Genomic DNA, 24,060 nt, shown 5'->3' with positions numbered 1-24,060 from the left:
ACGACAACTTCGGCGGCGCCTTCCAGGACGGCTACCAGCACGCCGTCGGGTTCGCCGAGGAGATCCTCCGCCGCAACCTGGACATCTCCTTCCACTGCGAGTTCCGCGTGGACACCGGTCTCATCGACCGGGAGGCGCTGCGCACCCTGCGCAGGGCCGGCATGGACCTGGCGCTCCTCGGCATGGAGACCGGGTCGCCCGGCATGATGAAGCGGTTCCGCAAGGGAACCACCGTGGAGTACAACTTCGACGCCGCCCGCCTGTTCAAGCAGGAGGGGATCGAGCTCGAACCCGGCTGGATCATGATCGAACCGGGCACGACCCTCGACGAACTCTGGGAGAACCTGAAGTTCATCGTGGCCGCCCGGGTGCACGAGAGCGAGAACCCGTTCTTCCTGATCAACCGGGCCATCGCGCTGCGCGGCACCGAGATCTACGACAAGGCCACCCGGTACGAGGAGCCCGACATCCCCGGAGTGGAGGGCGCCGCCTGGGAGGTGCTGCGCCACGCCCGCCGCGACTACCGCGTCGAGGACGAGCGCGTGGAGCACCTGTGGACGGCCTGGAGCCGGGTCTCCTCCGAGATCAACGACCGCAAGGAGAACGAGGTCCCGTTCCTGGCGCAGAGCATCGCGGACGCCGTCCGTGCCCGGCGCGGCACCGGCGCCGCGTCCCTGCGCCCCCTGCTGGGCCGGCTGCGTCGCTGGGACCAGGGGCTCGCCGGCCTGCTCGTCGCCTTCCTCAACGCGGGGCTGCTGCTCGCGGACGAGAACCCGCCGGGACTCTCCGACCGGCTGGAGACCGAACTGCGGGCCATGATCGCGGCCTACGACCGCGAACACCTCGGCCACACGTTCCCGGACTTCGTCGTCGAGACGGCGAGGGCGTGCGGGGAGCACGCCCTCGCACAGGTGAGGGGCTGACCGATGACCCGCGAGAGGATCCGGTTCGCGGCCGTGGGCTGCGGAAGGGTGTTCCAGCGCTACCACCTGCCCTGCGCCGACGCGCGGGACGCCATGGAGCTGGTCGGCCTGGTGGACACCGACGTGGAGCGGGCCCGGACGCTGACGGCGGACCGTCCGCAGGTGTGGACCGGCACCTCCGTCGACCGGCTCGTCCAGGAGACGCGGCCGGACGTGATCAGCGTCTGCACGCCCAACGACGCCCACGCGGAGCCGGTTCTGAAGGCGCTGGACGCCGGCATCGCGGTGCTGTGCGAGAAGCCCCTCGCCGCCACGGTGGAGGAGGCGCGCCGGATGGTGGCCCATCCGGCGGCCGGGAAGCTGCTGGGGGTGAACATGCCCTTCCGCTTCCACCCGCTGCTGGAGGCCTTCGCCGACGCGGCGCGGTCCGGCGCGCAGCGCGTCGACTTCACCATCGCCACTCCCGGCAACAGGGTGTGGCGGGCCTGCACGCCCTGGTACGGCGACGTGCGGCGGGCCGGCGGCGGCGCCCTCCTGGATCTGGGGCCGCACGCCGTCGACCTGCTCATGACGGTCTTCGGCCGGGCGGACGTCGAGGCGTGCGCGGTGGACGCGCCGGGCGTCGAGGAGCGGGTCCGGCTGGAGCTGTCGTTCCGGGGCGTGCCGGCGACCCTGCGGATCGACCGGGCCGCGCGCAGGCTGGAGACGTCGGTCACCGTCACCACCGCGGACGGTGACCATGTTCTGGATCTGCGCCGCAACGAGCTGCGTCTGGCCGACGGCACGGTCCGGGCGGCCGGACAGCGACCGGAACTGGCCGCGATCTCGGCGTACTTCGACATGCTGACGGGCGCCGCCGCCCCGCGGGGAAAGGTCGGCGCGCAGGACGCCCTGGAGGTGCAGCTCGTCGTGGAGGCGGCGTACGAGCACGCCAGGGGCGCGAACGCTCCCCTCGTGCCGGGCCGATGACGGGGACCGGTGCCGGAGGCCGGTGACAGGAGTCGTCCGGGTGGGCGGACCCGCGGGTCGCCCGGGTGAGCGGACCCGCGGGTCGCCCGGGTGAGCGGACCCGCGGGTCGCCCGGGTGAGCGGACCCGCGGGTCGCCCGGGTGAGCGGACCCGCGGGTCATCCGAGGAAGCGGACCACTTCGCGGCAGAAGCGCTCGGGTTCGGTGCGGTGCACGTAGTGGCCCGCGTCGATGGCCAGCAGCCGCCCCCGCGGCACCGCCTCGGCCACCTCGGCCAGCAGGGACCGGGGCACGGGGCTGGACAGCCCCCCGCTGATCACCAGCGTCTCGGCGGTGACCTCCCCGAGCCGCCGCCACCACCCGGGATCCGCTTTCCTCAGGCCGTCGATGACCGGGCGCACCGCGGTACCGTCCAGCTCTCCCGCCCTGCGCGACTCGCGGAACTCCCGGTACAGGGAGATGACGGGCGCCCCGTCACCGGTCGACCGTGACCGCGCCCGCAGCTCCGCCTCGGCCGCCGCGTCCCGAGGGGGCGGCGGCGTGTCCTCGATCACCAGTTTGCGGACCCTGGAGGGATGCCGCTGGGCGATGAGCCAGGCGACATGACCGCCCATGGAATGCCCCACCAGATCGACGGTGCCCAGGCGGTGACGGGCCAGCAGGGACATCACGTCCCGGTACATCGACTCGAAGGTGTACGCGTCGGCCCTGGGGCTCCGCCCGTGTCCGCGGAGGTCCGGCACGAACAGCCGGCGGCCCCGGGGCGCCAGCGCGGAGACGAGCCGGTCCCAGCTCCGTCCGGTGTTTCCCAGCGCGTGCAGCAGAACCGTCGGTCTGCCCGTCCGGTCGCCGGTGATCCGGCAGTTCAACGTCAACGGTTCGTCGCCCGCCCCGTCCCGGCCCGGCGTCTGGTCCGCGTCGCGCAGCACGCCGCGATGCTATCCGTCGAGGGCCCCGGGATACAGAGGGCCTCTGCCGCCTCCCTCCCCCACGAGCGGTACGGGGCCGGGTGCGGGCGCCGCGGGGACCGGATCCCGGTCGGCCGGGCCGGCGGCCCGGCCGACCGGGATCGGCGCCTTCCGCGAGGTCCTCCCGCGGCTCAGGAGCGCGTACTGGCCACGAGGTAGTCCACGATGGCCGTGACCGTCTGCTGGTGCCAGACGAGGTTGGCCGGGAGTTTGCGCTCCAGCAGCCGTTCCAGCCGGCGGCGGATGACGATCGCCATCACGGAGTCCAGCCCCGTCTTCAGCAGGGACCGGTCCGGATCCAGCTCCGCCGGATCCAGCTTCATCTCGCTGACGACGACGGAGACCGTCTGCTCGTGCAGCAGGGCCCGGAGCGCGTCCTCGGACAGCTCCCCGAGATCCCGGACCCCGGCCGCCTCCTCCCGCGCCGGCGCCGTCGGTTCGTCATCGGCGACGTCGCGCAGCAGGCCCGGCCGGCGGGCGCCGTCCGGGAGCGGCACGGTGCGCAGCACCGCGAGGGAGGGGGCGCCGGCCCGGCCGGCGTGTTCCCAGGCACCGAAGGCCTCGGACGCCGTGATGTCACCGACCCCGTGGGCCTCGAGCTCGGCGTCCACCGCCGCGTTGGCCGCCATGCCCATGCCCCGCCAGGACGTCCACGCGAGGCTCATGGTGCCGACGGCGCCGAGGGTGCGGTCGTACGCGGCCATGGCGTCGAGGAACGCGTTGGCGGCCGCGTAGGCGGCCTGGCCGGTGAGCCCCAGGAACTGCCCGCACGACGAGAAGTGGACCAGGAAGTCGAGGGATCCCGGCGGGAAGAGCCGGTGAAGGGTCAGGGCGCCACCGGCCTTCGGCCGCATCACCGCCGCCAGGGCGTCCCGGTCGAGCCGGTCGACGAGCTGGTCCTCCAGCACCCCGGCGGCGTGAACGACCCCGCGGATCGCGGGCATGCCCAGGGCGTCCGGGGTCAGGGCGGCCGCCGCCGCCTCCGCGTCGGACAGGTCGACGGACACCACCCGTACGGTCGCCCCGAGGGCCTCGAGCCCGCGAACGGTCCCGATGCGGCGCGCCCGGATCCCGTCGGTGACGGCGTCCCACTCCGACCGGGGCGGCAGGGCGCCGCGTCCGGCCAGCACGAGGCGGCGCGCGCCCCGTTCCACCAGCCACCGGGCGACCTCGCCGCCCAGGCTGCCCAGACCGCCCGTGACGAGATAGGTGCCGTCCGGCCGGCACCGCGGCGGGGCGTGGTCCGCGCCCGCGCCGGCGCGGACCAGCCGGCTCGCCCGGGCCCCGCCCCCACGGACGGCGACGACGTCCTCGCCCGGGTTCCCGGCGATGACGCCCAGCGCGGTGCCGAGGTCGTCCCTCGTGGGCCGCGGGCCGAGGTCGAGCGTCCCGCCCCACAGCTCGGGGTGTTCGCCCCCGACGACCCGGCCGAGACCCCACCGGGCCGCCTGGGCCACGGCCTCGAGACGGTCCGCCTCGCGGACACCGGAGGTCACCGACCAGAGCCTCGCCGTGCCCGGCGGCCATGCGGCGAGCCGCTGGGCCGCGCGCGCGAGCCGCCACGCCTCCCGCACCGCGCGCTCCCCGGCCTCCTGCGCCGGCTGGTCCGTCAGCGGCAGCAGGAGCACGTCCACGGGTCCGGGCACCTGATCGCGCAGGTCGTCGAGAGCGTCCGGGCCCTCCGTCGTCAGGCACGGGATCCCCAGGCCGTCGGCCGTGGCCCGGAGCGCCGCCGGCAGGTCTCCGTCCGCGCCGATCAGCACCAGGGGCCGGGGGGTGCCGGACGCGTCGGGGGACAGGGGTTTCCAGTCGATCCGGAACAGCAGTTCCCCGGGGGTGCCCGGACGCGTCCCGGCCTCCGCGCCCGCGTACCGCACCCCGTCCAGCACGGCCACGGTCCGCCCGTCCTCCGCCGCGATGCGGACGTTCACCGTGCCGTCGGCGTCGGTGGCCTCGCCGTCGACGCGTGCCTCGACGCGGGCGCGGGGCGGCGGCTCGCCCGTGGTCCACACCCGGCCCACGCCGGCCACCACCCGCAGGGCGGCGGGTCCGGGGAAGGCGACGGCCGCCATGGACAGCGCCGCGTCGAACAGCGGGGCCCACGCGGTCGGGGCGGAGGCCGGCCCGTCGCCCGTGACGACGTCCGCGCGCAGTCCCTCCCGGATCCGCTCCAGCCGTTCCACCCGCCAGGGGAAGGCCATCTCCGGCACGCCGACCGAGGCGAGGCCGGCGACGATCCGGTCCGGGGGGAGCCCCGTCCCGGGTCCGGCGTCGGCGGGCGGAAGGGGCGGCGGCAGGGGGGTGTCGGACACGGAGGCCACCGCGTGGGTCAGCCACGGCTGCCCGTCCGCACCCGGACCGTCCGGGTCGGGACCGTCCGGGTCGGTGGTCCTGGACAGCAGGCGGATCACGCCGCCCTGCGCGATCACGTCGACGTCCCGTGCCGTGGTCAGGGTCAGCGGCAGGTCGAGCGACACGTCGGTGAGGCCGTGCGGCCGTCCCGCGCTCCGCCCGGCGGCGTCCAGGAACGTCTGGAGGACGACCGCGGCCGGGACGATCTCCACGCCGTGGAGGGCGTGGCTGCCCGGGTACGGCCGGGACTCCCGGTCCACACGGGTGCGCCAGAGGTCCAGCGGCGTGGTCCCCGCCAGGGTGGTGCGCGGCCCCAGCACGGTGCGGCTCGTCACGTCGTGCCGTCCGCGGTCGGCCCTGCGGACCGGCAGGTCGCGCCAGTACCGCTGGCGCCGCCAGCTCCGCGCCGGAAGCGACAGGGGCGCCGCGTCCGGGGCGGAGGGCGGGACCAGGGCGACGCCGTGGCAGTACAGCGCCCCCGCGTTCGCCAGCAGGTGCTCCCGTTCCCCGGTGTCACGGCGCAGGGACGCGGCGACACAGTGCCCGTCGGCCCCGACCGTGTCCAGCGTCTCCTGGACGGAGTGCCGGACCACCGGATGGGCCGACACCTCAAGGAACGTCCTGAACCCGTCCTCGGCCGCCGCGGCCACCGCCCCGGACAGCCGTACCGGGCTGCGCAGGTTGGTCGCCCAGTAGGCGCCGTCGCGGGGAGCCGCGTCGCGCGGGTCGTCCAGCGCGGTGCTGTAGACGGGGATCCGGGGGGCGTTGACGGTGAGGTCGGCCGCGGCCTCGGCGAGCTCCTTCATCAAGGGCTCCATCTGCGGGCTGTGGAAGGCCACGTCGCTGTCGACCCGGCGTACGAGCAGGGCCGGGTCCCCCGCCAGTTCCCGTGCGAGGGCGTCGATCTCCGCCACCGCGCCGGCCACCACGGTCTGCGTGGGCGAGGCGAAGACCGCCGGCGCCACGGCGTCGGTGCCGGCCAGCCGGGCGGCGGCCTCGTCGGCGGGCAGGCCGATCATCAGCATGCCGCCCGCGCCGGCCACCCGTCGCAGCAGGACGCTGCGGCGGCACACCAGGCGGGCGCCGTCCTCCGGCGACAGGACTCCGGCCGTCGCGGCGGCCGCGATCTCCCCCATCGAGTGGCCGACGACGGCCGCGGGCCTCACCCCGAGCGACTGCCAGACGGCGGCCAGGCCCATCTGGACCGCGTAGATCATCGTCTGGGCGACGTCCACGCGGGTGACGTCCCCGTCCTCGATCATCCGCCGGGCCGTCGTGCCGATCTCCTCGGCGAAGACCGGTCCGATCCTGTCGATCACCTCGGCGAAGACGGTGTCCGTGGCGAGCAGTTCGCGGCCCATGCCCTTCCACTGGGCCCCGGTTCCGGAGAAGACCCACACCACGTGGTCCGCGCCCTCGCCCGCCACCGTGCCCTCGGCGAGGCCGGGCACCGTGTCACCCGCGGCGCCCGCGGCGAAGCGGCGCAGCCTGCTCTCCAGCTCCGCGTGGCCGGCGGCGACGACGGCGACACGGCGCTCCAGGTGGCTGCGCCGGGCCCCGAGGTCCTGTGCGAGCGCGGCGAGCGGGACCCCGGCGCCCGGTCCGTCCAGCCAGTCGGCGAGTGCGGCCGCGTCCTGCCGGAGGGCCGTCCCGGACCGGCCGGAGAGCGGGAACAGGTGCGGCAGGGCCGGGTCGTCCCCGGACGCGGCGGGCGGCTCGGGCCGTACCGGCGCCTCCTCCAGGACGACGTGGGCGATGGTGCCGCCGTAGCCGAAGCTGGAGACACCCGCCCGGCGGGGACGGCCGCCACGGCGCCACGGGGTGAGTTCCCGCGTCACCCGGAGCCCCGACTCCTCCCAGGGGATGCGCGGGTTGGGGGTGGAGAAGCGCCCGCTGGGCGGGATCTCCTCGTGCACGAGGGCGAGGATGGTCTTGATCATCCCCGCGATCCCCGAGCCGGCCTCCAGGTGCCCGATGTTGCCCTTGACCGAGCCGATGAGGCAGGGACCGTCCTGCGGCCGGCCCGCCCCGAAGACCGCGGCGAGCGCGCCTGCCTCCAGCGGGTCGCCCGCGACGGTCCCGGTGCCGTGGGCCTCCACGTAGTCCACGGTGTCCGGGGCGATGCCGCACTGCGTGTACGTCCTGCGCAGCAGGTCGGCCTGTGCCTCGCCGTTGGGCGCCATGATGCCGGCGGTCCGCCCGTCCTGGCTCACCCCGCTGCCGCGGATCACCGCCAGGACGCGGTCCCCCGCGCGCTCGGCGTCCGAGAGGCGCTTGAGGACGAGGACGCCCGCCCCCTCCCCCCGGCCGTAGCCGTCCGCCGAGGCGTCGAACGGCTTGCTGCGGCCGTCCGGCGAGGTGGCGCCCGCGCGGTCCAGGGTCACCGACAGGCCGGGCGCGACCATGAGGTTCACCCCCGCGGCCAGGGCCACGTCGGACTCCCCGCAGAGCAGACTGCGGCGGGCCAGGTGGACGGCGACCAGGGAGGACGAGCACGCGGTGTCCACGGCGAGACTGGGCCCGCGCAGGTCCAGGCTGTGGGAGATGCGGTTGGCGGTGGCGCACAGGGCCGAGCCGATGCCGGTCCAGGCCTCGATCCGGGCGAGGTCCTCCAGCAGCCGGCGCCCGTAGTCGTCCGAACCGACGCCCACGAACACGCCGCAGTCGCTGCCGCCCAGGCCGAGGGGCGGGATCCCCGCGTGTTCCAGGGCCTCCCACGCCAGTTCCAGCAGCAGCCGCTGCTGCGGGTCCATCAGCTCGGCCTCGCGCGGCGAGATGCCGAAGAACTCCGCGTCGAAACCGGCGATGTCGGCGAGGAAGCCGCCCCGGCTCGTGGTGGCGCGTACGACGGCCGCGTGATCCTGCCCGGTGTCCGCGTACGGCGCCCAGCGCTCCGCTCCGTCGCCGATGCCGTCCCGTCCCTGGACGAGGAGGTCCCAGAAGGCGTCGGGGGAATCGGCGTCACCGGGGTACCGGCAGCTCAGCCCGACGACGGCGACGGGTTCCTCGCGTCCGGCGGCGGCCCCCTCCTCCGGGACCCCCGGGCCCGTCACACCCGGCTCCCCTCGGCGCCCGCGGCGCTCCAGGCGGGGAGCTCCAGCACCGTGACCACCGCGGCGGTGATCATGAGCCCGGGTCCGGCGCTCAGCAGGAGGAGGTGGTCGCCGGCGCTCACCTGCCCGTCCTCGACGAGGTGGTTGAGCTGGAGCCCGACGTCCGCGGCGCCCGCGTGACCCACGTCGCGGAAGAAGTCCACGGCGCCCAGCGACGCGTCCAGGCCCATCGGCCGCAGGTGGCTGTCGAGGAAGTCGGCGGTGCCCGCCCCGAGGTGGAGCACCTTCGACAGGTCCCCCACGGCGATTCCCGCCTCGCCCGTCAGCTGCTCGATCAGCTTTGTACCGCTCGCGGCGTACTCCTGGCCGATCTCGGCCGCCTTCGGGCCCAGTTCCTCGACCATCGCCTCCAGGTGCTCGTTCATGTCGAGCTTCCGGCCGGTGGTGACCGCCGGGGGGAAGATCGGCTCGTGCCCGCGGTTGAGGATCTCGTACCGGGGCAGCGACACCGACTCGACGGAGCGCAGCGCGGCCCAGCCGGACCGCTTCGACAGGACGACCGCGGTGGCGGCGTCGGCGAGCACCGCGTCACGGTGCGCGTACCACCGGTCGACCGAGGGGGCGCCGAAGTTGTCGGCGCTGCTCACCACGGCGCCGTTGCGGGACGGCGCGCACAGCAGGTACTGGGTCGCCATCTCCAGGGCGGCGAGGAACGCGTTGCACCCCTGCTCCACCGTCAGCGCCGGGATGGGCGAGTCGAGGGTGGAGCGCAGGATGTAGTGCGGCGCCGACCAGCCGTCGGGGCCCTGGTGGTAGGCGCAGGAGTGGACGAGGATGTCGATGTCGTCCCGGCCCAGGCCCGAGCGGTCCACCGCCTGCCGGACGGCCGCCACCGCCATGTCCGGCGCGGACGTGCCGTCGGCCACGGCCACGTTCCGCCAGCCGCAGGAATCCCTCCGTTCCCTGTCGTACGCGCCGCGCCGGACCGCCTCGTCCACGCTCACCCTGGGCGGAATGTACGCCCCGGTCCCGGCCAGGAAGATGCTCTCAGTTCTCACTCTCACGGTTCCTTAACTGACCGGTCCGGGGCCTGATGACCTTCCCGGTCTCGGTGGTCGGCAGTTCCGCCACGGAGGCGAAGGCATGGGGGACGCAGGAGGGCGACAGCCGCTCCCGGCAGAAGCGGTCCAGCTTGTCGAGGTCGACGGTCTCGGGGGTCACCGTCGCGCTGATCCGCTGTCCGAGGACGGGGTCGTCCACCCCGGACACCAGGCATGAGGCGACGTCCGGGAAGGCGAGCAGGACGGCTTCGACCTCCTCGGGGCTGACCTTGGCGCCGGCGACGTTGATGCTGGTGGACAGGCGGCCGGCGAGGACGAGTTCCGGCCCTTCCCAGCGGGCCAGGTCGCCCGTGGTGAATCCGTCCCGCAGCGGGGTGGCGTCGACGCTCCGCCCGTCGGCGTAACCGAGCATCATCGACGGCGAGGTGACGGTCACCAGCCCCGTCACGGCCTCCCCCGGCGCCGCGGGGGAGGCGTCCGCGCCGTCCCCGGCGGCCTCCGGGACCGGGGTCAGTCCGACCTCCACACCGGGCAGGGGCGCGCCGGGCCCGGGGGCGCCCGGCTGCCACGGGGCGGGGCTCCTCACGCAGATCGGTCCGGTCTCCGTGGTCCCGTAGACCTGGCCGACGTGCCCGCCCAGCCGGGTCGCGACCAGTTCGGCGGTGTGGGCGTCCAGGGCCATGCCGGCGGAGAGGAAGCCGACCGCGCGGCCGTCGTGCGGCGGGGTGCGGGCCGCCTTGGCGAGCAGGCGCAGCATGGGGGGCACACCGACGAAGAGCGTCACGTCGTCGTCGGCGAGCTCGCGCAGCAGCAGCCGCGGCTTGTCGGGCGTCAGGTAGCGGACGGGTGCGCCCGCCAGGGTCGCGGCGACGGCGCACAGTCCGAAGCCGTACGCGTGCTGGAGGGGCACGGGGCAGACCAGCCGGCTCCGCGGCCCCAGTCCCAGGGCCGTGCGGTAGTTCTCCGCCTCGGCCAGCAGGGCGGCGGCGGAGCGCAGCGCGACCCGGGGGTACCCGGTGGTTCCCGAGGTGATCTGTGCCGTCGCCGCCTCGTCGAAGGCGTGGTGCCGCGCTGTCTCCCGGCCGGGTTCCCGGACACCGCTCAGCGTCCGCGCGCCCCGGTCCGCGACCGTGACCGGCAGGGCCGTCGGCGATCCGTGCGGGGCCGAGAGGAAGTCGAGCGCGCAGCGTTCCCGGACGCGCCGGAGCTCCCACGGCGTCGTCCGGCGCGAGAGCGGAACGGCGACCGCCCCGGTGGAGATGATCGCGAACACGTCGGTGACGAACTCGGCCGCGGGCCAGGCGACGGTTCCCACGAGGACGCCCGGCCCGACGCCCGCCTCCCGCAGGGCACGGGTCCTGGCGTCCACGCGGCCGACCAGTTGCCCGGCGCTGGTGGTCCCGGAGTCGTCGCTGATCAGCGGCGCGTCCCCCGGACGGTCGGCCTGCTCGTGCAGCAGGGACAGCAGCTTCGCGCGGGCGGCGGTCATCCGAGGTCGGTCAGCCCGCGTCGCAGTGCTCCCGCCGCCTTGTCGAGGACCTCCCCGGTGTGCGCGGTGCTCAGGAACCACGGTTCCAGCGCGTTGGGGTGGAAGTAGACCCCCTCCCTCTGGGCCAGGACCTGGAAGCGGCGGTGCCGGGAGAAGTCGACGGCCTCGGCGAGGTCGCGCAGCGTGTCGCTCTTCTCCAGCGGCTTCTTGAGCAGGGCCACGCACATCAGGGTGCCGACCCGGCTGATGTGCACGGGCCGTTTCTCCGCGGCGAAGACCTCGCGCAGGGCGTCCTCCGCGGCGGCGCCGATGCCCTCCAGTTCGTCGTAGAGGCCGGGCAGCGCGCGGATCTTGGTCAGCATGCCGACGACCGCGCGGAGGGCCGCGTGGTTGCCGGCGTAGACGCCGGCGTGGTGCGCCTCGTTCGTGGCGAGCATCCGCATCGCGGTCCTGCGTCCGCCGAAGGCGGCGACGGGGAACCCCCCGCCCATGACCTTGGACAGGACCGTGAGGTCGGGCTCGACGCCGTAGAGTTCCTGGGCCCCTCCCCGGGCGACCCGGAAGCCGGTGATCACCTCGTCGAAGACCAGCATCGCGCCGCTGCGGGAGGTGAGGTCGCGCAGCAGCTCGAGGAAGCCGGGCGCCGGGGGGATCACACCGGCGTTGACCAGGACCGGCTCCAGGATGACAGCCGCGATCCGGTCGCCGTCGCGCGCGAAGAGCTCCTCGACGGCCCCGGCGTCGTTCCACGGCAACTGCGCGGTGTGGGCGAGCGCCTCGGGGATCATTCCCGGCGCCCCCGGGACGACGTCCGTCGGCCGGGTGCCCTGTATCTGGAGCGTGGTCTTGCCCGCTCGCAGGACGGTCTCGCTCCAGCCGTGGTAGTGGCCCTCGAAGGTGACCACCAGTGAGCGGCCCGTGGTGGCGCGGGCGAGCCGCAGCGCGGAGGTGACCGCCTCCGTGCCGGAATTGGCGAACCTGACCTGCTCGACGCCCGGCACCAGTTCGGCGACGAGGGATCCGGCCTCGGCGTCCAGTTCGTGCGGCAGGCCGGTCATATGGCCCTTGGTGAACTGGTCGGCCACGGCGTCGGTGACGTCGCGGTCGGCGTAGCCGAAGAGGTGGGGGCCATAGCCCATGTTGAAGTCCACGAGCTCGCTGTCCTCGACATCCCGGAGCAGGCAGCCGTCGGCGCGCCGCACGACGAGGGGCACGGGGACGGCCGCCGCCCGCATGCTGCTGCTGACGCCGCCGGCGATGACCTCCTTGATGCCCTCCAGGCAATCAGCATTCGTCCGACGTTCTGTGTCCATGGCACCCACTGAATACCTCCAGCTTCGTCGGCCTGTCCGGCACCACAGAATGCCCCAGGGCTTTCGCGGCCAACAACGGCGATTGCCGGAATGGCCGGATAACGGGGGTGGTCGGCCTGTCTTGGGTGGCAGGATCAAACGGGTGACCGGGCAGCGCTGCGGAAGGGGAATGTGATGTCGTCTCGGGGCGTCGCCGTGGTCACGGGGGCGGGATCGGGCCTCGGTGCCGCCATCGCGGTGCGGCTGGCCGCCACCCACGATCTGGTGCTGACCCATCTGACGCGGGACTCCGGGCTCGCCGACACCACCAACCGGGTGTCGGCGGCCGGTGCGGACGTCGTCGCCACGGTGGTCGGGGACCTCACGCACGAGGAGACCGTGGACCGCCTGGAAGAAGCCATGGCGGCCTGCGGTCAGCGGCTCGACGTGCTCGTGTGCAACTCCGGGGCGTACGCCTATGTGCCGTGGCGGGACACCACGTGGGACGACGTGCGCTCGGCCCTGGACGTCAACCTCCTGGCGCACATCGCCTGCGCACGGGCCGCCACACCCCATTTGGTGGCGCGCGGGACGGGCCGGATCGTGGCCGTTTCCACGGTGCTCACGCGGGTGGGGCGCGTCGAACTCGCCCCGTACATCGCGGCGAAAGGCGGCCTGGAAGCATTTGTCCGGGCCCTTTCTCGCGAACTCGGCCCGCACGGGATCACAGTGAATTCCGTCCGACCGGGTTCGATCGAACTGAGCACCGCGCAGAGATCCCATCCGGATTATCCGTCCTGGCGGCAACGGGAATTCGCCCGGCAATGCATCAAACGGCATGGGCGTCCCGAAGACGTGGCCGCGGCCGTGGCGTTCCTGACTTCGCCCGAAGCGGGTTTCGTCACAGGCCAGAGTCTGACCGTCGACGGCGGCTGGGACCTCAACTGACCTGCGTGCGCAGGCCTATCCAAGGACCATTACGCGAATGGCGTACGAAAACGAACACGACTCCCCCACCCGTGTGAGGCTGGTGCGGCATGCGCAGTCGCATGCCAGCGTGAAGAAGCTGATCGCGGGTTCCGGTACGTGTCCCGGCCTCACCGAGCTGGGCCGGGAACAGGCCGCGCGGCTCACGGCGCGGCTGGAGGCCGAAGCACTCCGGCCGTGCGCGCTGCTGACCAGTCCGGTCCGCAGGGCCCGCGAGACGGCCGAGGTCCTGGCGAGCGGTCTGGGACTCGGTGCGCCGGTCGTCGAGACGCGGGCGCGCGAGCTCGACTTCGGAGCGGCCGACGGCCTGTCCATCGACGAGTACCAGCGCCTCTACGGGGCGTTCGACATGACCGTTCACCCCGACCGGCCCTTCGCGCCCGGCGGGGAGACGTGGAACCGGTTCCGGTTCCGGGCCGGCCGGATCGTCGACGAGCTGATGTCCCGTCACCGCGGCGGCACCGTCCTCGTGGTGTGCCACGCCGGTCTCATCGCCGCGGCGATGTCGGCGCTGCTGGACGTCGTCCCGCCGGTGTTGTTCACGGACGCGACGCCCGCGGCGACTTCGATCAACGAATTCGTCCACGACGGCTCTCGGTGGCACCTGCTCCGGTTCGACGACGCGGAGCACCTCGACGAGGCCGATTGAGCGGGGCGGCGTCCCGACGGGCCGGCCGGAGGCGCCGGTCTCAGTGCTGCGGGCCGCGCTTGCGTTCCATCATGTGGCGGCCCAGCGCCTTCTTCCGCTTCCAGTTCCGCAGGAGCTCCTCGTTCAGCCGCGCGTCGCTGCGGGCGGCGATCCGCTCGTTCTCGCGGAGCACCTTGTGGTAGTTCTCGAGCCGCCGCAGGGGCAGGGTCCCGTCCTCGGCCGCCGCGAGTACCGCGCACCCGGGCTCCGTCCGGTGCGAGCAGTCGTGGAAACGGCAGTCCCGGGCGAGCGCCTCGATGTCGGTGAAGGCCCGGGCCACGCCGCTGTCGGCCTCCCACAGCCCGACTCCGCGCAGCCCCGGTGTGTCGATCAGGACACCGCCGCCCGGCAACGGCAGGAGATCGCGGGTCGTCGTCGTGTGCCGCCCCTTGCCGTCGCTGCCGCGCGTGACGTCGACCCGTTGCACGTCCGCCCCGGTGAGCGCGTTGGCGAGAGTGGACTTGCCGGCGCCGGAGGCACCGAGGAGGACGGCCGTACCGCCGCCCCCACCGTCTCCCCCGCCTCCGCCGATGAGGGTCGCGAGGGCGTCCATGCCCTGCCCCGTGGCCGCGCTGACGGGCAGCACGCGCGCTCCGGGGGCCACCCGCCCGGTGTCCTCGGCGAGATGGGAGAGCGTCACCGCGTCGGGAACGAGGTCGGCCTTGGTGAGGATCACCACCGGCTGCCCGCCGCTCTCCCACGCCAGGGAGAGGAAACGCTCGACGCGTCCGAGATCCAACTCGTCGGCGAGTGAGACGGCGATGAGCACCTGGTCGACGTTGGCGGCCAGGACCTGGCCTTCGGACCGCTGCGAGGAGACGGCCCGGACGAACGCGGTGCGCCGCGGCAGCAGCGCCCGGACGGCCCTCCGGCCCGGATCGAGGGCCACCCAGTCGCCGGTGCAGGGGTTCTGCAGGGGATCGGGTGAGGCGACGGTCCCCGTGTCCGCCCGCAGGGACGTCACCCGTCCGCCCTCGGCGACGACGGCCTCGCAGCTCCCGCGGTCGACCCGCGCGACCCGGCCGGGCCGGAGGCCGTCGGCCTCGTAGGGGGCGAAGTCGGTCGCGAACGCGTCGTTCCAGCCGTAGCGGCGGAGCGGATGTGAGGCAGTGGGCAGGGTCACGGTCGCCTCTTCACGGGGATGCCGGCCGACGGAACCGGCCACGGGTGTTCGCGCACCGGCTGCTCGGACCGGCAGTCTATCCCGGGCGTCGCGCGGCCGGCCGATCGCTCCCGTCCCCGCGACGCGACGGGCGAACAGGCACCGGACGCTCCGTCGGTTGCCTTTGTACGCACGGGAGTCGACGGCGCGGACCGAAGCCGGGGGCGGCCGCCGGGGGCTTCGGGTCTCCGTTCCTTCCGGAGTATTGACGCCCCGTGAAACAAGTCAATAGTTTCAGTATCTTCGACTCACCGGGGGCGCTCCCCCGGGGAGTCCCGTACGGCCGGCACCACCACGATCCGCTCCGGAGAAGGGATCACCCATGGGCCGCTACAGCCGGCTCCGCCGCATCCAGCAGATGGACCCGCACCAGGACTTCGAGCGGATCTACCGGTGGATCGTCCACCACGAGTTCCCCCGCGACTACCTCCACGGGACGTCGATCGCGTTCCTGCGCGACTACGGCGTCCCACGCATCTCCCGGCTCCTGGACCGCACCCAGGAGTTCGAACGCGCCGGTCAGAAGCGGTACGACGACACGGTGCTGCTCATGTACGAGATGGTCCGCGAGGGGATGGACTCGGAGCACGGCCGGGCGGCCGCCCGCCACCTGAACCGCATACACGGCCGGTACCGGATCCCCGAGGAGGACTTCCTCTACGTCCTGGCCACCACGGTGGTGGGGCCGAAGCGGTGGATCGACCGCTTCGGCTGGCGGCGCCTGTGCGAGCAGGAGACCGAGAGCCTGGCGCTGGTGGGCCGGCGGACGGGCGAGATGATGGGCCTCTCCGGCGTGCCCGGCACCTACGCCGCGTTCGAGCGGCTCCACGACGACTACGAGCGGGAGATGTTCGCCTACGACCCCGCCAACCGCAGGGTCGCCGCGGCCACCCTGCGGATCCTGGCCTCCTGGTACCCGGCACCGCTACGGCGGCCGGCGTCCCGGGTCGTGCTCGCCGTCCTGGACGAACCGCTGCTGAAGGCGCTCGGCTTCCGCCCCCAGCCGCGCCCGCTGCGGGCCGCCGTCCACCGCGCGTTCCGCGCACGGGCCGCGCTGATCCGCCTGCTGCCCGCGCGGCCGGAGCGGTTCCCGCGCAAGCCCAAGGCGCGCACCTACCCCTTCGGCTGGACCCTGGACGACCTGGGCCCGCACTGGGCGCACTCCCGTCCGCCGGCCCCGCCGACGGACGGGACGCCGGCGGAACGGCCCGCCGCTCCGGCGCAGCCGCCCTCCCCCCGCGCTCCCCGTCAGGAGACCCGATGACCGACACCACCCCGGCCGCCGCACCACGCGCCGCGACCTTCACCACGCGCTCCCCCGCGACCGGCGAGCCCCTCGCCGCGCACCCGGTGAACGGGCCGGAGGAGGTCTCCCGCGCCGTGGCCCGGGCCCGGACCGCCCAGGCCGGCTGGGCGGCGCTGCCCGCGTCCCGGCGCCGCGACCACCTGCTGCGCTGGAAGAAGGCCCTCGCCACCGACCTGGACGCCGTGGCCCGCACCATCGCCGAGGAGACCGGCAAGCCGGCCGGCGACGCCGCGCTGGAGGTCGTCCTCACGCTGGAGCACCTGGGCTGGGCCGCCCGCAACGCCGGACGCGTGCTGCGCCGGCGGAAGGTGGGCACCGGACCGTTCGCCGTCCACCAGCGGGCCTCGCTGGTGCACCGGCCGCTGGGCGTGATCGGCGTGATCGGCCCCTGGAACTACCCCCTGTACACCCCGATGGGCTCCCTCGGTTACGCCCTGGCCGCGGGGAACGCCGTGGTCTTCAAGCCGTCCGAGCTGACCCCGGGCACCGGGGTCCTGCTGGCCGAGCTCTTCGACGCCGCCGTGCCCGGGCACGCCGGGCTGTTCACCACCGTCACCGGCGCGGCGTCCACCGGGGACGCCCTGGCCCGGTCCGGGGTCGACAAGCTGGCGTTCACCGGTTCGCCGGGGACGGCCCGCAAGGTGATGGCGGTGTGCGCCGAGACGCTGACGCCGTTCCTCGCCGAGTGCGGCGGGAAGGACGCGGTGATCGTCACCGCGGACGCGGACCTGGATGCGGCCGCCGACGCGATCGTGTGGGGCGCGCTGAGCAACGCGGGGCAGACCTGCGCGGGGGTGGAGCGCGTCTACGCGGTGCGTGAGGTCCACGCCGCGTTGTGCGAACGGGTGGTCGAGCGGGCCGCGGGGCTGCGCCCGGGTGCCGGGGCGGACGCCTCCTACGGCCCGATGACGCTGCCGGGCCAGGTCGCGGTCGTCGAGCGGCATGTGGCCGGTGCGGTCTCGGCGGGCGCGCGGGCCCTGCTGGGCGGGCCCGAGTCGGTTCGCGCCCCGTACGTCGCGCCGGTCGTGCTGACCGGCGTGCCGGAGGACGCGGCGGCGATGGTGGAGGAGACCTTCGGGCCGGTCGTGGCGATCAACGCGGTGGCCGACGTGGACGAGGCGGTGGAGCGGGCCAACGCCTCGCGTTACGCCCTGGGGGCGGCGGTGTTCTGCCGCGGCGGGCGCGCCGGCGCGGCGATCGCGGCGCGACTGCGCGCGGGGGCGGTGTCGGTGAACTCGGTGCTGGGCTTCGCGGCGGTGCCGGCGCTGCCGTTCGGCGGTTCGCGGGACTCCGGCTTCGGGCGGATCCACGGGGAGGAAGGGCTGCGCGCCTTCACCTCCGTGCAGTCGACGACGGTGCAGCGGTTCACCCCGCCGGTCGCGCTGACCTCCTTCGGGGTTCCGGCCGCCACGCGGGAGCGCGCGGTGCGGCTGGCGCGGGCGCTGCACCGACGCCGCTGAACGGCGGGCGGCGGCCCGCCGGCCGGAGCGTCCGCGAAACGTCCGGGCGGACGGTCCGGACGGTCAGGCGTCCAGCAGCGGGGCCAGGTAGCGGCGGGCGAAGGCCCGGGCCTGGTCCTCGTCCTCCATCTCGATGCAGCTGGCGGGGTTGAGCAGGAAGGACACGGCGACCCGCACCATCAGCTCGGCGACCGGACGCGGGTCCTCGTCGGGACGGCCCTCGACCTGTTGCGCGCGGCGCAGATGGACCGTCAGGTACTCGACGGTGGCGGAGAGCGAGGAGCTGCCCTGCACGGTCAGGTAGGGCAGCACCACCTCGGGTTCGAGGCGCAGCAGGCCGCCGAAGAGCGGATGGGCGCGGGTGTGGCGCAGGGCGACCACGAAGCCCTCGACGACGCGCTCCTTCATGGTCGGCAGCGCCGCCACCGCCGAGTCCAGCCGCTGGAAGAACCGGCTGAGCTCGCGCAGCAGGGTGTCCTCGACCAGCTTGTCCTTGGTCTGGAAGCGCCGGTAGACGGTGACCCGGGAGACGCCGGCCCGCTTGGCGACGTCGTCCACGGAGGAGCGGCGCAGACCCAGGAGGGTGAACTGCTCCAGTGCCGCGTCGAGGATCCGCCGCGCCGTGTCGTCCTCCGGCTCCGGCCGGTCGAGGGCCCGGGCGAGCCACGAGTCGTTCGTGTCAGTTCTCATGGTGCCCCTCACGATACCGGTGAACGACTCCCCGAGAGTCGATGAAACACTTAACATATCTTTGTAACCCTTGTTTGCCCGACCCTGACCGAGCCACCGACCGGCACCCCGATCCCGGAGGACCTGATGGGCAGTCGACTCACCGAGGAGCAGGCCGCTTTCGCGGCGGCCGTGCGCGATTTCGCCAAGCGCGAGTGCGGTACCCGGGAACAGCGTGACGCGCTGACCGGGGGCGGCCGCGAGGCCCACCACCCCGGGTTGTACGGAAGGCTCGCCGACCTGGGCTGGCTCGGGGTCTGCCTGCCCGAGGAGTACGCGGGCTCCGGCGGCGGGCTGGCCGACGCCTGCCTCTTCCTGGAGGAGACCTCGTACGGGATGGTCCCGTGCGGGGGTTTCGTCACCACCGTCATCACCGCGAAGGCGTACGAGCGGTTCGGCACCGAGCGGCAGCGGCGGGAGGTCCTGTCCGGCGTGGTGCGCGGCGACGTCCTGTCCATCGCCATGTCGGAGCCGGGGGCCGGGTCGGACGTCGGCGCGCTGCGCTGCCGCGCCCGGCGGGAGCGGGACGGCAGCTGGGTGGTCGACGGCCAGAAGACCTGGATCTCCAACGCGCACCTGGCGAGGAGCGTCCTGCTGGTGGCCCGCACCGGCGAGGACAAGCACGGCGGTCTGACCATGTTCCACCTGCCCGCCGACGCTCCCGGCGTGGAGATCCGGGGCATCGAGACCATGCGGGGCCGGGAGGTCAACGACGTCTTCCTCACCGGCGTGCGGCTGCCCGCGGACGCGGTCGTCGGCCGGGTGGACGACGGCTGGCGGCAGCTGATGGCCGGCCTGAACCACGAGCGGCTCTTCCTGGCCGCGAACATGCTGGGCCTGGCGCGCCGCGCCTTCGACGACGCCGTCGCCTACGTCCGCGAACGCGAGCAGTTCGGGCGGCCCGTCGGCTCCTTCCAGGCGCTCAGGCACCGGATCGCCGATCTCGCCACCGAGATCGAGTGCACCCGGCTGCTGGTGCGCGAGGTGGCGCTCGACTGCGACGAGCGGCCGGACGAGCTGTTCCCGCGCGAGGCGTCCATGGCCAAGCTGAAGGCCACCGAGATCGCCAAGCGGGCCGCCCTGGAGGGCATGCAGATGATGGGCGGCTACGGCTACACCACGGAGTTCGACATGGAGCGCCACCTGCGGGCCGCGGTCGTCTCCACGGTCTACGGCGGGACCAGCGAGATCCAGCGGGACGTCATCGGCAAGACCTACGGTCTCTGAGACGGCCCGCGCTCGAGGGGCGGCCGCCCGTCCCGGGTCCCGGGAGGGGCGGCCGCCCCTCGAGCGCGGGGGGCGTGGAGGCGCCCCGGGGACGGGGCCCGGATCAGTCCTGGTAGAGCCGGGACAGCTCGTCGGCGTACTTGTCCCGGACGACCCGGCGCCGCATCTTCAGCGACGGCGTCAGCTCGCCGGTCGCCGGACCCCACTCCTCGGCCAGCAGCTCGTACCGCTTGACCTGCTCGGTGCGGTTGAGCCGGGTGTTGGCGGCGGCCACCGCGCGGTCCACCTCCGCCCGCACGGCGGGGTGTTCCGCCAGCGCGGCCGGTCCCCCCTCGGCCTCGACGCCGTGGGCCGCGGCCCAGGCCGGGGCGGCCTCCGCGTCGAGCACCAGCAGGGCGACCAGGTAGGAGCGGTTGTCGCCGTGCACCAGCGCCTGGCCGATCAGCGGGTGTTCCTTGAGCGCGTTCTCCACCAGGGCCGGCGAGACGTTCTTGCCGGTGGAGGTGATGATCATCTCCTTCTTCCGGTCGGTGAGCCAGAGGTAGCCGTCCTCGTCGATCCGGCCGATGTCGCCGGTGGCCAGCCAGCCGTCGGCGTCCAGGGCGGACCGCACCGAGCCGTCCGGCTGGAGGTAGCCGGAGAACACGGACGCGCCCCGCACCAGGATCTCGCCGTCCTCGGCGACGCGGATCTCCACGGACTCCACCGGGCGTCCCACCGAGCCGATCCGGAAGCCGGTCTTCGGGCTGTTGCCGGTGGCCACTCCGGTGGTCTCGGTCAGTCCCCAGGCGTCCATGACGACGATGCCGAACCCGGCCCAGAAGCGCACCACGTCGACCGGCATCGGCGCCGACGCGCTGGCCGCCCAGGTCACCCGGTCCAGGCCGCCCGCGGCCAGCAGGGGCAGCAGCACGTCCTCGCGGGCGCGGACGTAGCGCTCCTCGAGCTCGGCGGGCGGCGTCTCGCCCCGCTCCCGGTACCCGACGTGCTCGCGGGCGACCTCGAACGCCCGGTCGATGACCGCCCGCTGCTCGGCCGGCATCAGCGACAGGACGGCCCGCACGGCGGCGGACAGCTTCTCCCAGATCCTGGGCACGCCGAAGAACTGCGCGGGGCGCACCTTGCGCACCACCTCGCCGACGCGCGTCGGGTCGGCGCAGAGGTGGACGTGCGAGGCCCGGTGGCAGGGCAGGTAGATGCCCAGCATCCGCTCGGCGATGTGGGCGAAGGGCAGGTAGCAGATGTGCTCGACGTGCGGGGGCAGCTCCACCACGGCGTCCAGTGCCAGGGCGTTGGACATCACCTGGCGGTGGGTCAGGACGACGCCCTTGGGCTCGCCGGTGGTGCCGGAGGTGTAGACGACGGTCAGCGGGTCCTCGGGGCGGGCGGCGTCCAGTTCCTCGGCGAACCGCTCCGGCACCGGTTCGCGCAGCAGGGCGGCGTACGGGACGTGGCCGCCCTCCGCGCCCGCCTCGACCACCACCAGCCGCTCCAGCGGGGTGTCGGCGTCGGCCGGCAACGGCTCCCACACGGCGACCTGCGCCGCCCCCTCCACGACGGCGAGGCGGGCCCGGCAGTTGCGGGCGATGTGGGTGATCTGCTCGGGGGCCGCGGTGCCGTAGACGCTGACCGGGACCGCGCCGAGGCGGACCAGCGCCAGGTCCGACAGCCAGTGTTCGGGCCGGTTGGACATCATCAGCAGCACGTGGTCGCCGCGGCCGACGCCGAGGGCCCGGTAGCCGGCGGCGAGGTTCCGGGTGTGCTCGTGGATCTCCGCCCAGCTGAGCGTCGTCCAGTCGCCGTCCCGTTCCGCCGGCTGCCAGGAGAGGCCGGGGAGCCGGGGGTGGTCGCGCGCGTTCCGGGCCAGCAGCTGCGGCAGGGTCCGGTCGGCCGGGTCGCCGGGCAGGTCGCCGGTGGTGCGGGGTGCTGTCGTCATCGGGGCCTCCGTGCGGGTCGGAAGGGAACGTCCGGGGAGACCGGGGCGGTGGGAAGCCCCTGCCGGCGTGCCCGGTGGAGCTGGGGGCGGGAGGAGGTGGGGCGGGAGGAGGTGGGGCGGGAGGAGGTGGGGCGGGTTCCCGTGGGTCCGGGCCCCGGGAGGGGACGGCCCCGCCCACGGGGACCGGTCGGTGCTCAGGACGTGCGGGCCCGGGCCGGGGTGTCGCGGGCCCCGGGAACGGGTCAGGAGTCGGTGAAGGTCTCGCCCTGCTCGGCCTTGCGCAGCAACAGCTCCGGCGGGGCGAAGCGCTCGCCGTGCTTCCCGGCCAGCTCACGGGCGCGGGCCACGAAGCCGGGCAGCCCGGTACCGCCCCCGGCGCCGCCGTCGTAGCCGTTGATGTACTGCAGCACGCCGCCCGTCCACGGCGGGAAGCCGATGCCGAGGAGCGAGCCGATGTTGGCGTCCGCCACCGAGGCCAGCACCCCCTCCTCCAGGCAGCGCACCGCGTCCAGCGCCTCGACGAAGAGCATCCGCTCCATCAGTTCGGTCAGGTCGGCGGGCTGCTTCGCGGGGTCCGTGAAGTGCTCGCGCAGGCCCGGCCAGAGCCCGGCGCGCCTGCCGTCGACGTAGTCGTAGAAGCCCGCGCCGCCGCTGCGGCCGGTGCGGCCGAACTCGTCGATCATGCGGTCCACCACCGCGTCCGCGGGGTGCGGCTGCCGGCCGCGGCCCGACGCCTCGGCCGCGCGGCGGGTCTCCTCGCGGATCGCGCGCGGGAGGGTGAGGGTGAGCTCGTCCATCAGGGACAGGACCTTGGCCGGGTAGCCGGCCTGGGCGGCGGCCTGCTCGACGGAGGCCGGCTCGATGCCCTCGCCGACCATGGCGACGCCCTCGTCGATGAAGCGGCCGATGACCCGGGAGGTGAAGAAGCCGCGCGAGTCGTTGACCACGATCGGCGTCTTCTCGATCTGCCGGACCAGGTCGAAGGCCCGTGCCAGCGCCTCGTCGCCCGTCTTCTCGCCCTTGACGATCTCCACCAGCGGCATCTTGTCGACCGGCGAGAAGAAGTGCAGGCCGATGAAGTCCTGCGGCCGCTCCACCCCCTTGGCGAGGACGGTGACGGGCAGGGTCGAGGTGTTCGAGCACAGCAGGGCGTCCGGGGCGACGATCTCCTGTATCTCCTGGAACACCCGGTGCTTGACGTCCGTGTCCTCGAAGACGGCCTCGATCACCGCGTCGCAGCCGGCCAGGTCCCCGGCGTCGGCGGTCGGGGTGATGCGGGCCAGCAGGGCGTCCGCCGTCTCCCGCGTCGAGGCGCCGCGCGAGACGGCCTGGGCGCACAGCTTCTCGGAGGAGGCCTTGCCCCGCGCCGCCGCACGCGCGGAGACGTCCTTCAGGACGACGTCGATGCCGGCGCGGGCGCAGGAGTAGGCGATGCCGGCGCCCATCATGCCCGCGCCGAGCACGGCCACCCTGGTCACCGAGCGCGGCTCGACGCCCTTCGGGCGGCCGGCGCCGGAGTTGACCGCCTGCAGGTCGAAGAAGAACGCCTGGATCATGTTCTTGGTGATCTGTCCGGTGACCAGTTCCGTCAGGTACCGGGCTTCCACCACGAAGGCCGTGTCCACGTCGACCTGGGAGCTCTCCACGGCCGCCGCGAGGATGTCGCGCGGGGCCGGATGCGGGGCGCCGCCCGTCTTCTTCTTCAGCAGCGCGGTGAGGGCGGGGAGCCGCGCGGCCAGCTCCGGGTCCGCGGGGGTGCCGCCGGGGATGCGGTACCCGGGGGCGTCCCAGGGCTGCGCGGACCGCGGGTGGGCGTCGACGAACGCCCGTGCCCTGGCGAGGAGTTCGTCCGGGTCGGCGGCGATCTCGTCGACCAGGCCGGCCTGCAGGGCGCGCGCCGGCCCGTACTGGGCGCCCTCCAGGAGGACCTTCCGCAGGGCGTCCGCCACACCGAACATGCGGACCGTGCGGGTCACTCCCCCGCCGCCGGGCAGCAGGCCCAGGGTGACCTCGGGGAGTCCGACGCGGGCGGCCGGGCTGTCCAGCACCACGCGGTGGTGACAGGCCAGGGCGATCTCGTAACCACCGCCCAGCGCCGCGCCGTTGATCGCGGCGACGACCGGCTTGCCCAGCGTCTCCAGGACGCGCAGCGAGCGCTTGACGCGCATCCCGGCCTCGAAGGAGGCGCCGGCGGTCCCGGGCGTGACGGAGATCAGGTCGCGCAGGTCGCCGCCGGCGAAGAAGCTCTTCTTGGCGGAGGTGACGATGACGCCGCGGAGGGTGTCGCGGCGTTCCGCCAGCCGCGCCGCGACGGCGTCCAGCGAGTCGATGAACGCGGCGTTCATGGTGTTGGCGGACTGGTCGGGGTCGTCGAGGACGAGGGTGACGACGTGGTCGTCGGACTCTTCCCAGCGGATGGTGGAGGGACGTGCGGTGGTGTCCATGGCTGATGTCTCCCG

At 74.2% G+C, this 24,060-nt stretch carries 16 protein-coding genes; 7 read left to right on the top strand and 9 right to left on the bottom strand.

Annotation, left to right across the window (positions count from 1 at the left end; genetic code table 11):
• Both ACH4F6_RS28020 and ACH4F6_RS28015 read left to right on the top strand, forming a co-directional pair.
• The coding region (locus tag ACH4F6_RS28020; RefSeq protein WP_397963116.1) for a radical SAM protein at positions 1-923 on the top strand (923 nt) is incomplete at its 5' end.
• Between the two features lie 3 nt (positions 924-926).
• Positions 927-1,892: a Gfo/Idh/MocA family protein gene (locus tag ACH4F6_RS28015; RefSeq protein ID WP_397963115.1), complete on the top strand. Its 966-nt coding sequence runs from the start codon at positions 927-929 to the stop codon at positions 1,890-1,892.
• Positions 1,893-2,049: 157 nt separating this feature from the next.
• Here the strand turns inward: ACH4F6_RS28015 and ACH4F6_RS28010 are convergent, their stop codons facing one another.
• The 5 genes from ACH4F6_RS28010 to ACH4F6_RS27990 form a co-directional block, all read right to left on the bottom strand.
• Entirely contained in the window at positions 2,050-2,820 is a 771-nt protein-coding gene (locus ACH4F6_RS28010; protein WP_397963114.1) for an alpha/beta fold hydrolase, read from the bottom strand.
• Positions 2,821-2,990: 170 nt separating this feature from the next.
• Positions 2,991-8,264: a beta-ketoacyl synthase N-terminal-like domain-containing protein gene (locus ACH4F6_RS28005; protein WP_397963113.1), complete on the bottom strand. Its 5,274-nt coding sequence runs from the start codon at positions 8,262-8,264 to the stop codon at positions 2,991-2,993.
• The gene (locus ACH4F6_RS28000) at positions 8,261-9,322 is read right to left on the bottom strand and encodes a ketoacyl-ACP synthase III family protein (RefSeq protein ID WP_397963112.1); all 1,062 of its coding nucleotides are present in this window, start codon (positions 9,320-9,322) and stop codon (positions 8,261-8,263) included. Before ACH4F6_RS28000 ends, ACH4F6_RS28005 begins: the two co-directional genes overlap by 4 nt.
• Complete coding sequence (locus ACH4F6_RS27995) at positions 9,312-10,814, bottom strand: class I adenylate-forming enzyme family protein (protein ID WP_397963111.1); 1,503 nt, start codon at positions 10,812-10,814, stop codon at positions 9,312-9,314. The genes ACH4F6_RS28000 and ACH4F6_RS27995 overlap by 11 nt, the downstream gene beginning before the upstream one ends.
• Complete coding sequence (locus ACH4F6_RS27990) at positions 10,811-12,127, bottom strand: aspartate aminotransferase family protein (protein WP_397963110.1); 1,317 nt, start codon at positions 12,125-12,127, stop codon at positions 10,811-10,813. Before ACH4F6_RS27990 ends, ACH4F6_RS27995 begins: the two co-directional genes overlap by 4 nt.
• A gap of 174 nt (positions 12,128-12,301) precedes the next feature.
• On the opposite strand from ACH4F6_RS27990, the gene ACH4F6_RS27985 reads away from it, so the two are divergent.
• Both ACH4F6_RS27985 and ACH4F6_RS27980 read left to right on the top strand, forming a co-directional pair.
• On the top strand, positions 12,302-13,054 hold the full coding sequence (locus tag ACH4F6_RS27985; RefSeq protein WP_397963109.1) for an SDR family NAD(P)-dependent oxidoreductase: 753 nt from the start codon (positions 12,302-12,304) through the stop codon (positions 13,052-13,054).
• Positions 13,055-13,091: 37 nt separating this feature from the next.
• Entirely contained in the window at positions 13,092-13,742 is a 651-nt protein-coding gene (locus tag ACH4F6_RS27980; RefSeq protein WP_397963108.1) for a histidine phosphatase family protein, read from the top strand.
• 40 nt (positions 13,743-13,782) lie between these two features.
• Here the strand turns inward: ACH4F6_RS27980 and rsgA are convergent, their stop codons facing one another.
• Positions 13,783-14,904: a ribosome small subunit-dependent GTPase A gene (rsgA, locus tag ACH4F6_RS27975; RefSeq protein ID WP_397963107.1), complete on the bottom strand. Its 1,122-nt coding sequence runs from the start codon at positions 14,902-14,904 to the stop codon at positions 13,783-13,785.
• A gap of 361 nt (positions 14,905-15,265) precedes the next feature.
• Here rsgA and ACH4F6_RS27970 point away from each other — a divergent pair, with 361 nt between their 5' ends.
• The gene (locus ACH4F6_RS27970; protein WP_397963106.1) at positions 15,266-16,207 is read left to right on the top strand and encodes an oxygenase MpaB family protein; all 942 of its coding nucleotides are present in this window, start codon (positions 15,266-15,268) and stop codon (positions 16,205-16,207) included.
• A complete protein-coding gene (locus tag ACH4F6_RS27965) occupies positions 16,204-17,709 on the top strand; it encodes an aldehyde dehydrogenase family protein (RefSeq protein ID WP_397963105.1) in 1,506 nt (501 codons plus the stop codon). Before ACH4F6_RS27970 ends, ACH4F6_RS27965 begins: the two co-directional genes overlap by 4 nt.
• Before the next feature lie 63 nt (positions 17,710-17,772).
• Here the strand turns inward: ACH4F6_RS27965 and ACH4F6_RS27960 are convergent, their stop codons facing one another.
• Entirely contained in the window at positions 17,773-18,399 is a 627-nt protein-coding gene (locus ACH4F6_RS27960) for a TetR/AcrR family transcriptional regulator (protein ID WP_397963104.1), read from the bottom strand.
• Between the two features lie 126 nt (positions 18,400-18,525).
• On the opposite strand from ACH4F6_RS27960, the gene ACH4F6_RS27955 reads away from it, so the two are divergent.
• Positions 18,526-19,665, top strand: a complete 1,140-nt coding sequence (locus ACH4F6_RS27955) for an acyl-CoA dehydrogenase family protein (RefSeq protein ID WP_397963103.1) — start codon at positions 18,526-18,528, stop codon at positions 19,663-19,665.
• Positions 19,666-19,768: 103 nt separating this feature from the next.
• Here ACH4F6_RS27955 and ACH4F6_RS27950 read toward each other — a convergent pair whose 3' ends face one another.
• Positions 19,769-21,601: an AMP-dependent synthetase/ligase gene (locus ACH4F6_RS27950; RefSeq protein ID WP_397963102.1), complete on the bottom strand. Its 1,833-nt coding sequence runs from the start codon at positions 21,599-21,601 to the stop codon at positions 19,769-19,771.
• A gap of 242 nt (positions 21,602-21,843) precedes the next feature.
• Positions 21,844-24,045: a 3-hydroxyacyl-CoA dehydrogenase NAD-binding domain-containing protein gene (locus ACH4F6_RS27945; protein ID WP_397963101.1), complete on the bottom strand. Its 2,202-nt coding sequence runs from the start codon at positions 24,043-24,045 to the stop codon at positions 21,844-21,846.
• Positions 24,046-24,060 lie beyond the last annotated feature (15 nt).

The organism is Streptomyces sp. NPDC017936 (genome assembly GCF_044328485.1).
Taxonomy (GTDB): domain Bacteria; phylum Actinomycetota; class Actinomycetes; order Streptomycetales; family Streptomycetaceae; genus Streptomyces.
Note: the sequence above shows the minus strand (reverse complement) of the source record. Positions and strands in the feature narration are given on the sequence as shown.

Excerpts from the sequence above, each read along its gene's own strand:
- ACH4F6_RS28015 (WP_397963115.1), top strand. The coding sequence starts at position 927 with ATGACCCGCGAGAGGATCCGGTTCGCGGCCGTGGGCTGCGGAAGGGTG.
- ACH4F6_RS27995 (WP_397963111.1), bottom strand. The coding sequence starts at position 10,814 with ATGACCGCCGCCCGCGCGAAGCTGCTGTCCCTGCTGCACGAGCAGGCC.
- ACH4F6_RS27990 (WP_397963110.1), bottom strand. The coding sequence starts at position 12,127 with ATGGACACAGAACGTCGGACGAATGCTGATTGCCTGGAGGGCATCAAG.
- ACH4F6_RS27985 (WP_397963109.1), top strand. The coding sequence starts at position 12,302 with ATGTCGTCTCGGGGCGTCGCCGTGGTCACGGGGGCGGGATCGGGCCTC.
- ACH4F6_RS27980 (WP_397963108.1), top strand. The coding sequence starts at position 13,092 with ATGGCGTACGAAAACGAACACGACTCCCCCACCCGTGTGAGGCTGGTG.
- ACH4F6_RS27970 (WP_397963106.1), top strand. The coding sequence starts at position 15,266 with ATGGGCCGCTACAGCCGGCTCCGCCGCATCCAGCAGATGGACCCGCAC.
- ACH4F6_RS27965 (WP_397963105.1), top strand. The coding sequence starts at position 16,204 with ATGACCGACACCACCCCGGCCGCCGCACCACGCGCCGCGACCTTCACC.
- ACH4F6_RS27960 (WP_397963104.1), bottom strand. The coding sequence starts at position 18,399 with ATGAGAACTGACACGAACGACTCGTGGCTCGCCCGGGCCCTCGACCGG.
- ACH4F6_RS27955 (WP_397963103.1), top strand. The coding sequence starts at position 18,526 with ATGGGCAGTCGACTCACCGAGGAGCAGGCCGCTTTCGCGGCGGCCGTG.
- ACH4F6_RS27950 (WP_397963102.1), bottom strand. The coding sequence starts at position 21,601 with ATGACGACAGCACCCCGCACCACCGGCGACCTGCCCGGCGACCCGGCC.
- ACH4F6_RS27945 (WP_397963101.1), bottom strand. The coding sequence starts at position 24,045 with ATGGACACCACCGCACGTCCCTCCACCATCCGCTGGGAAGAGTCCGAC.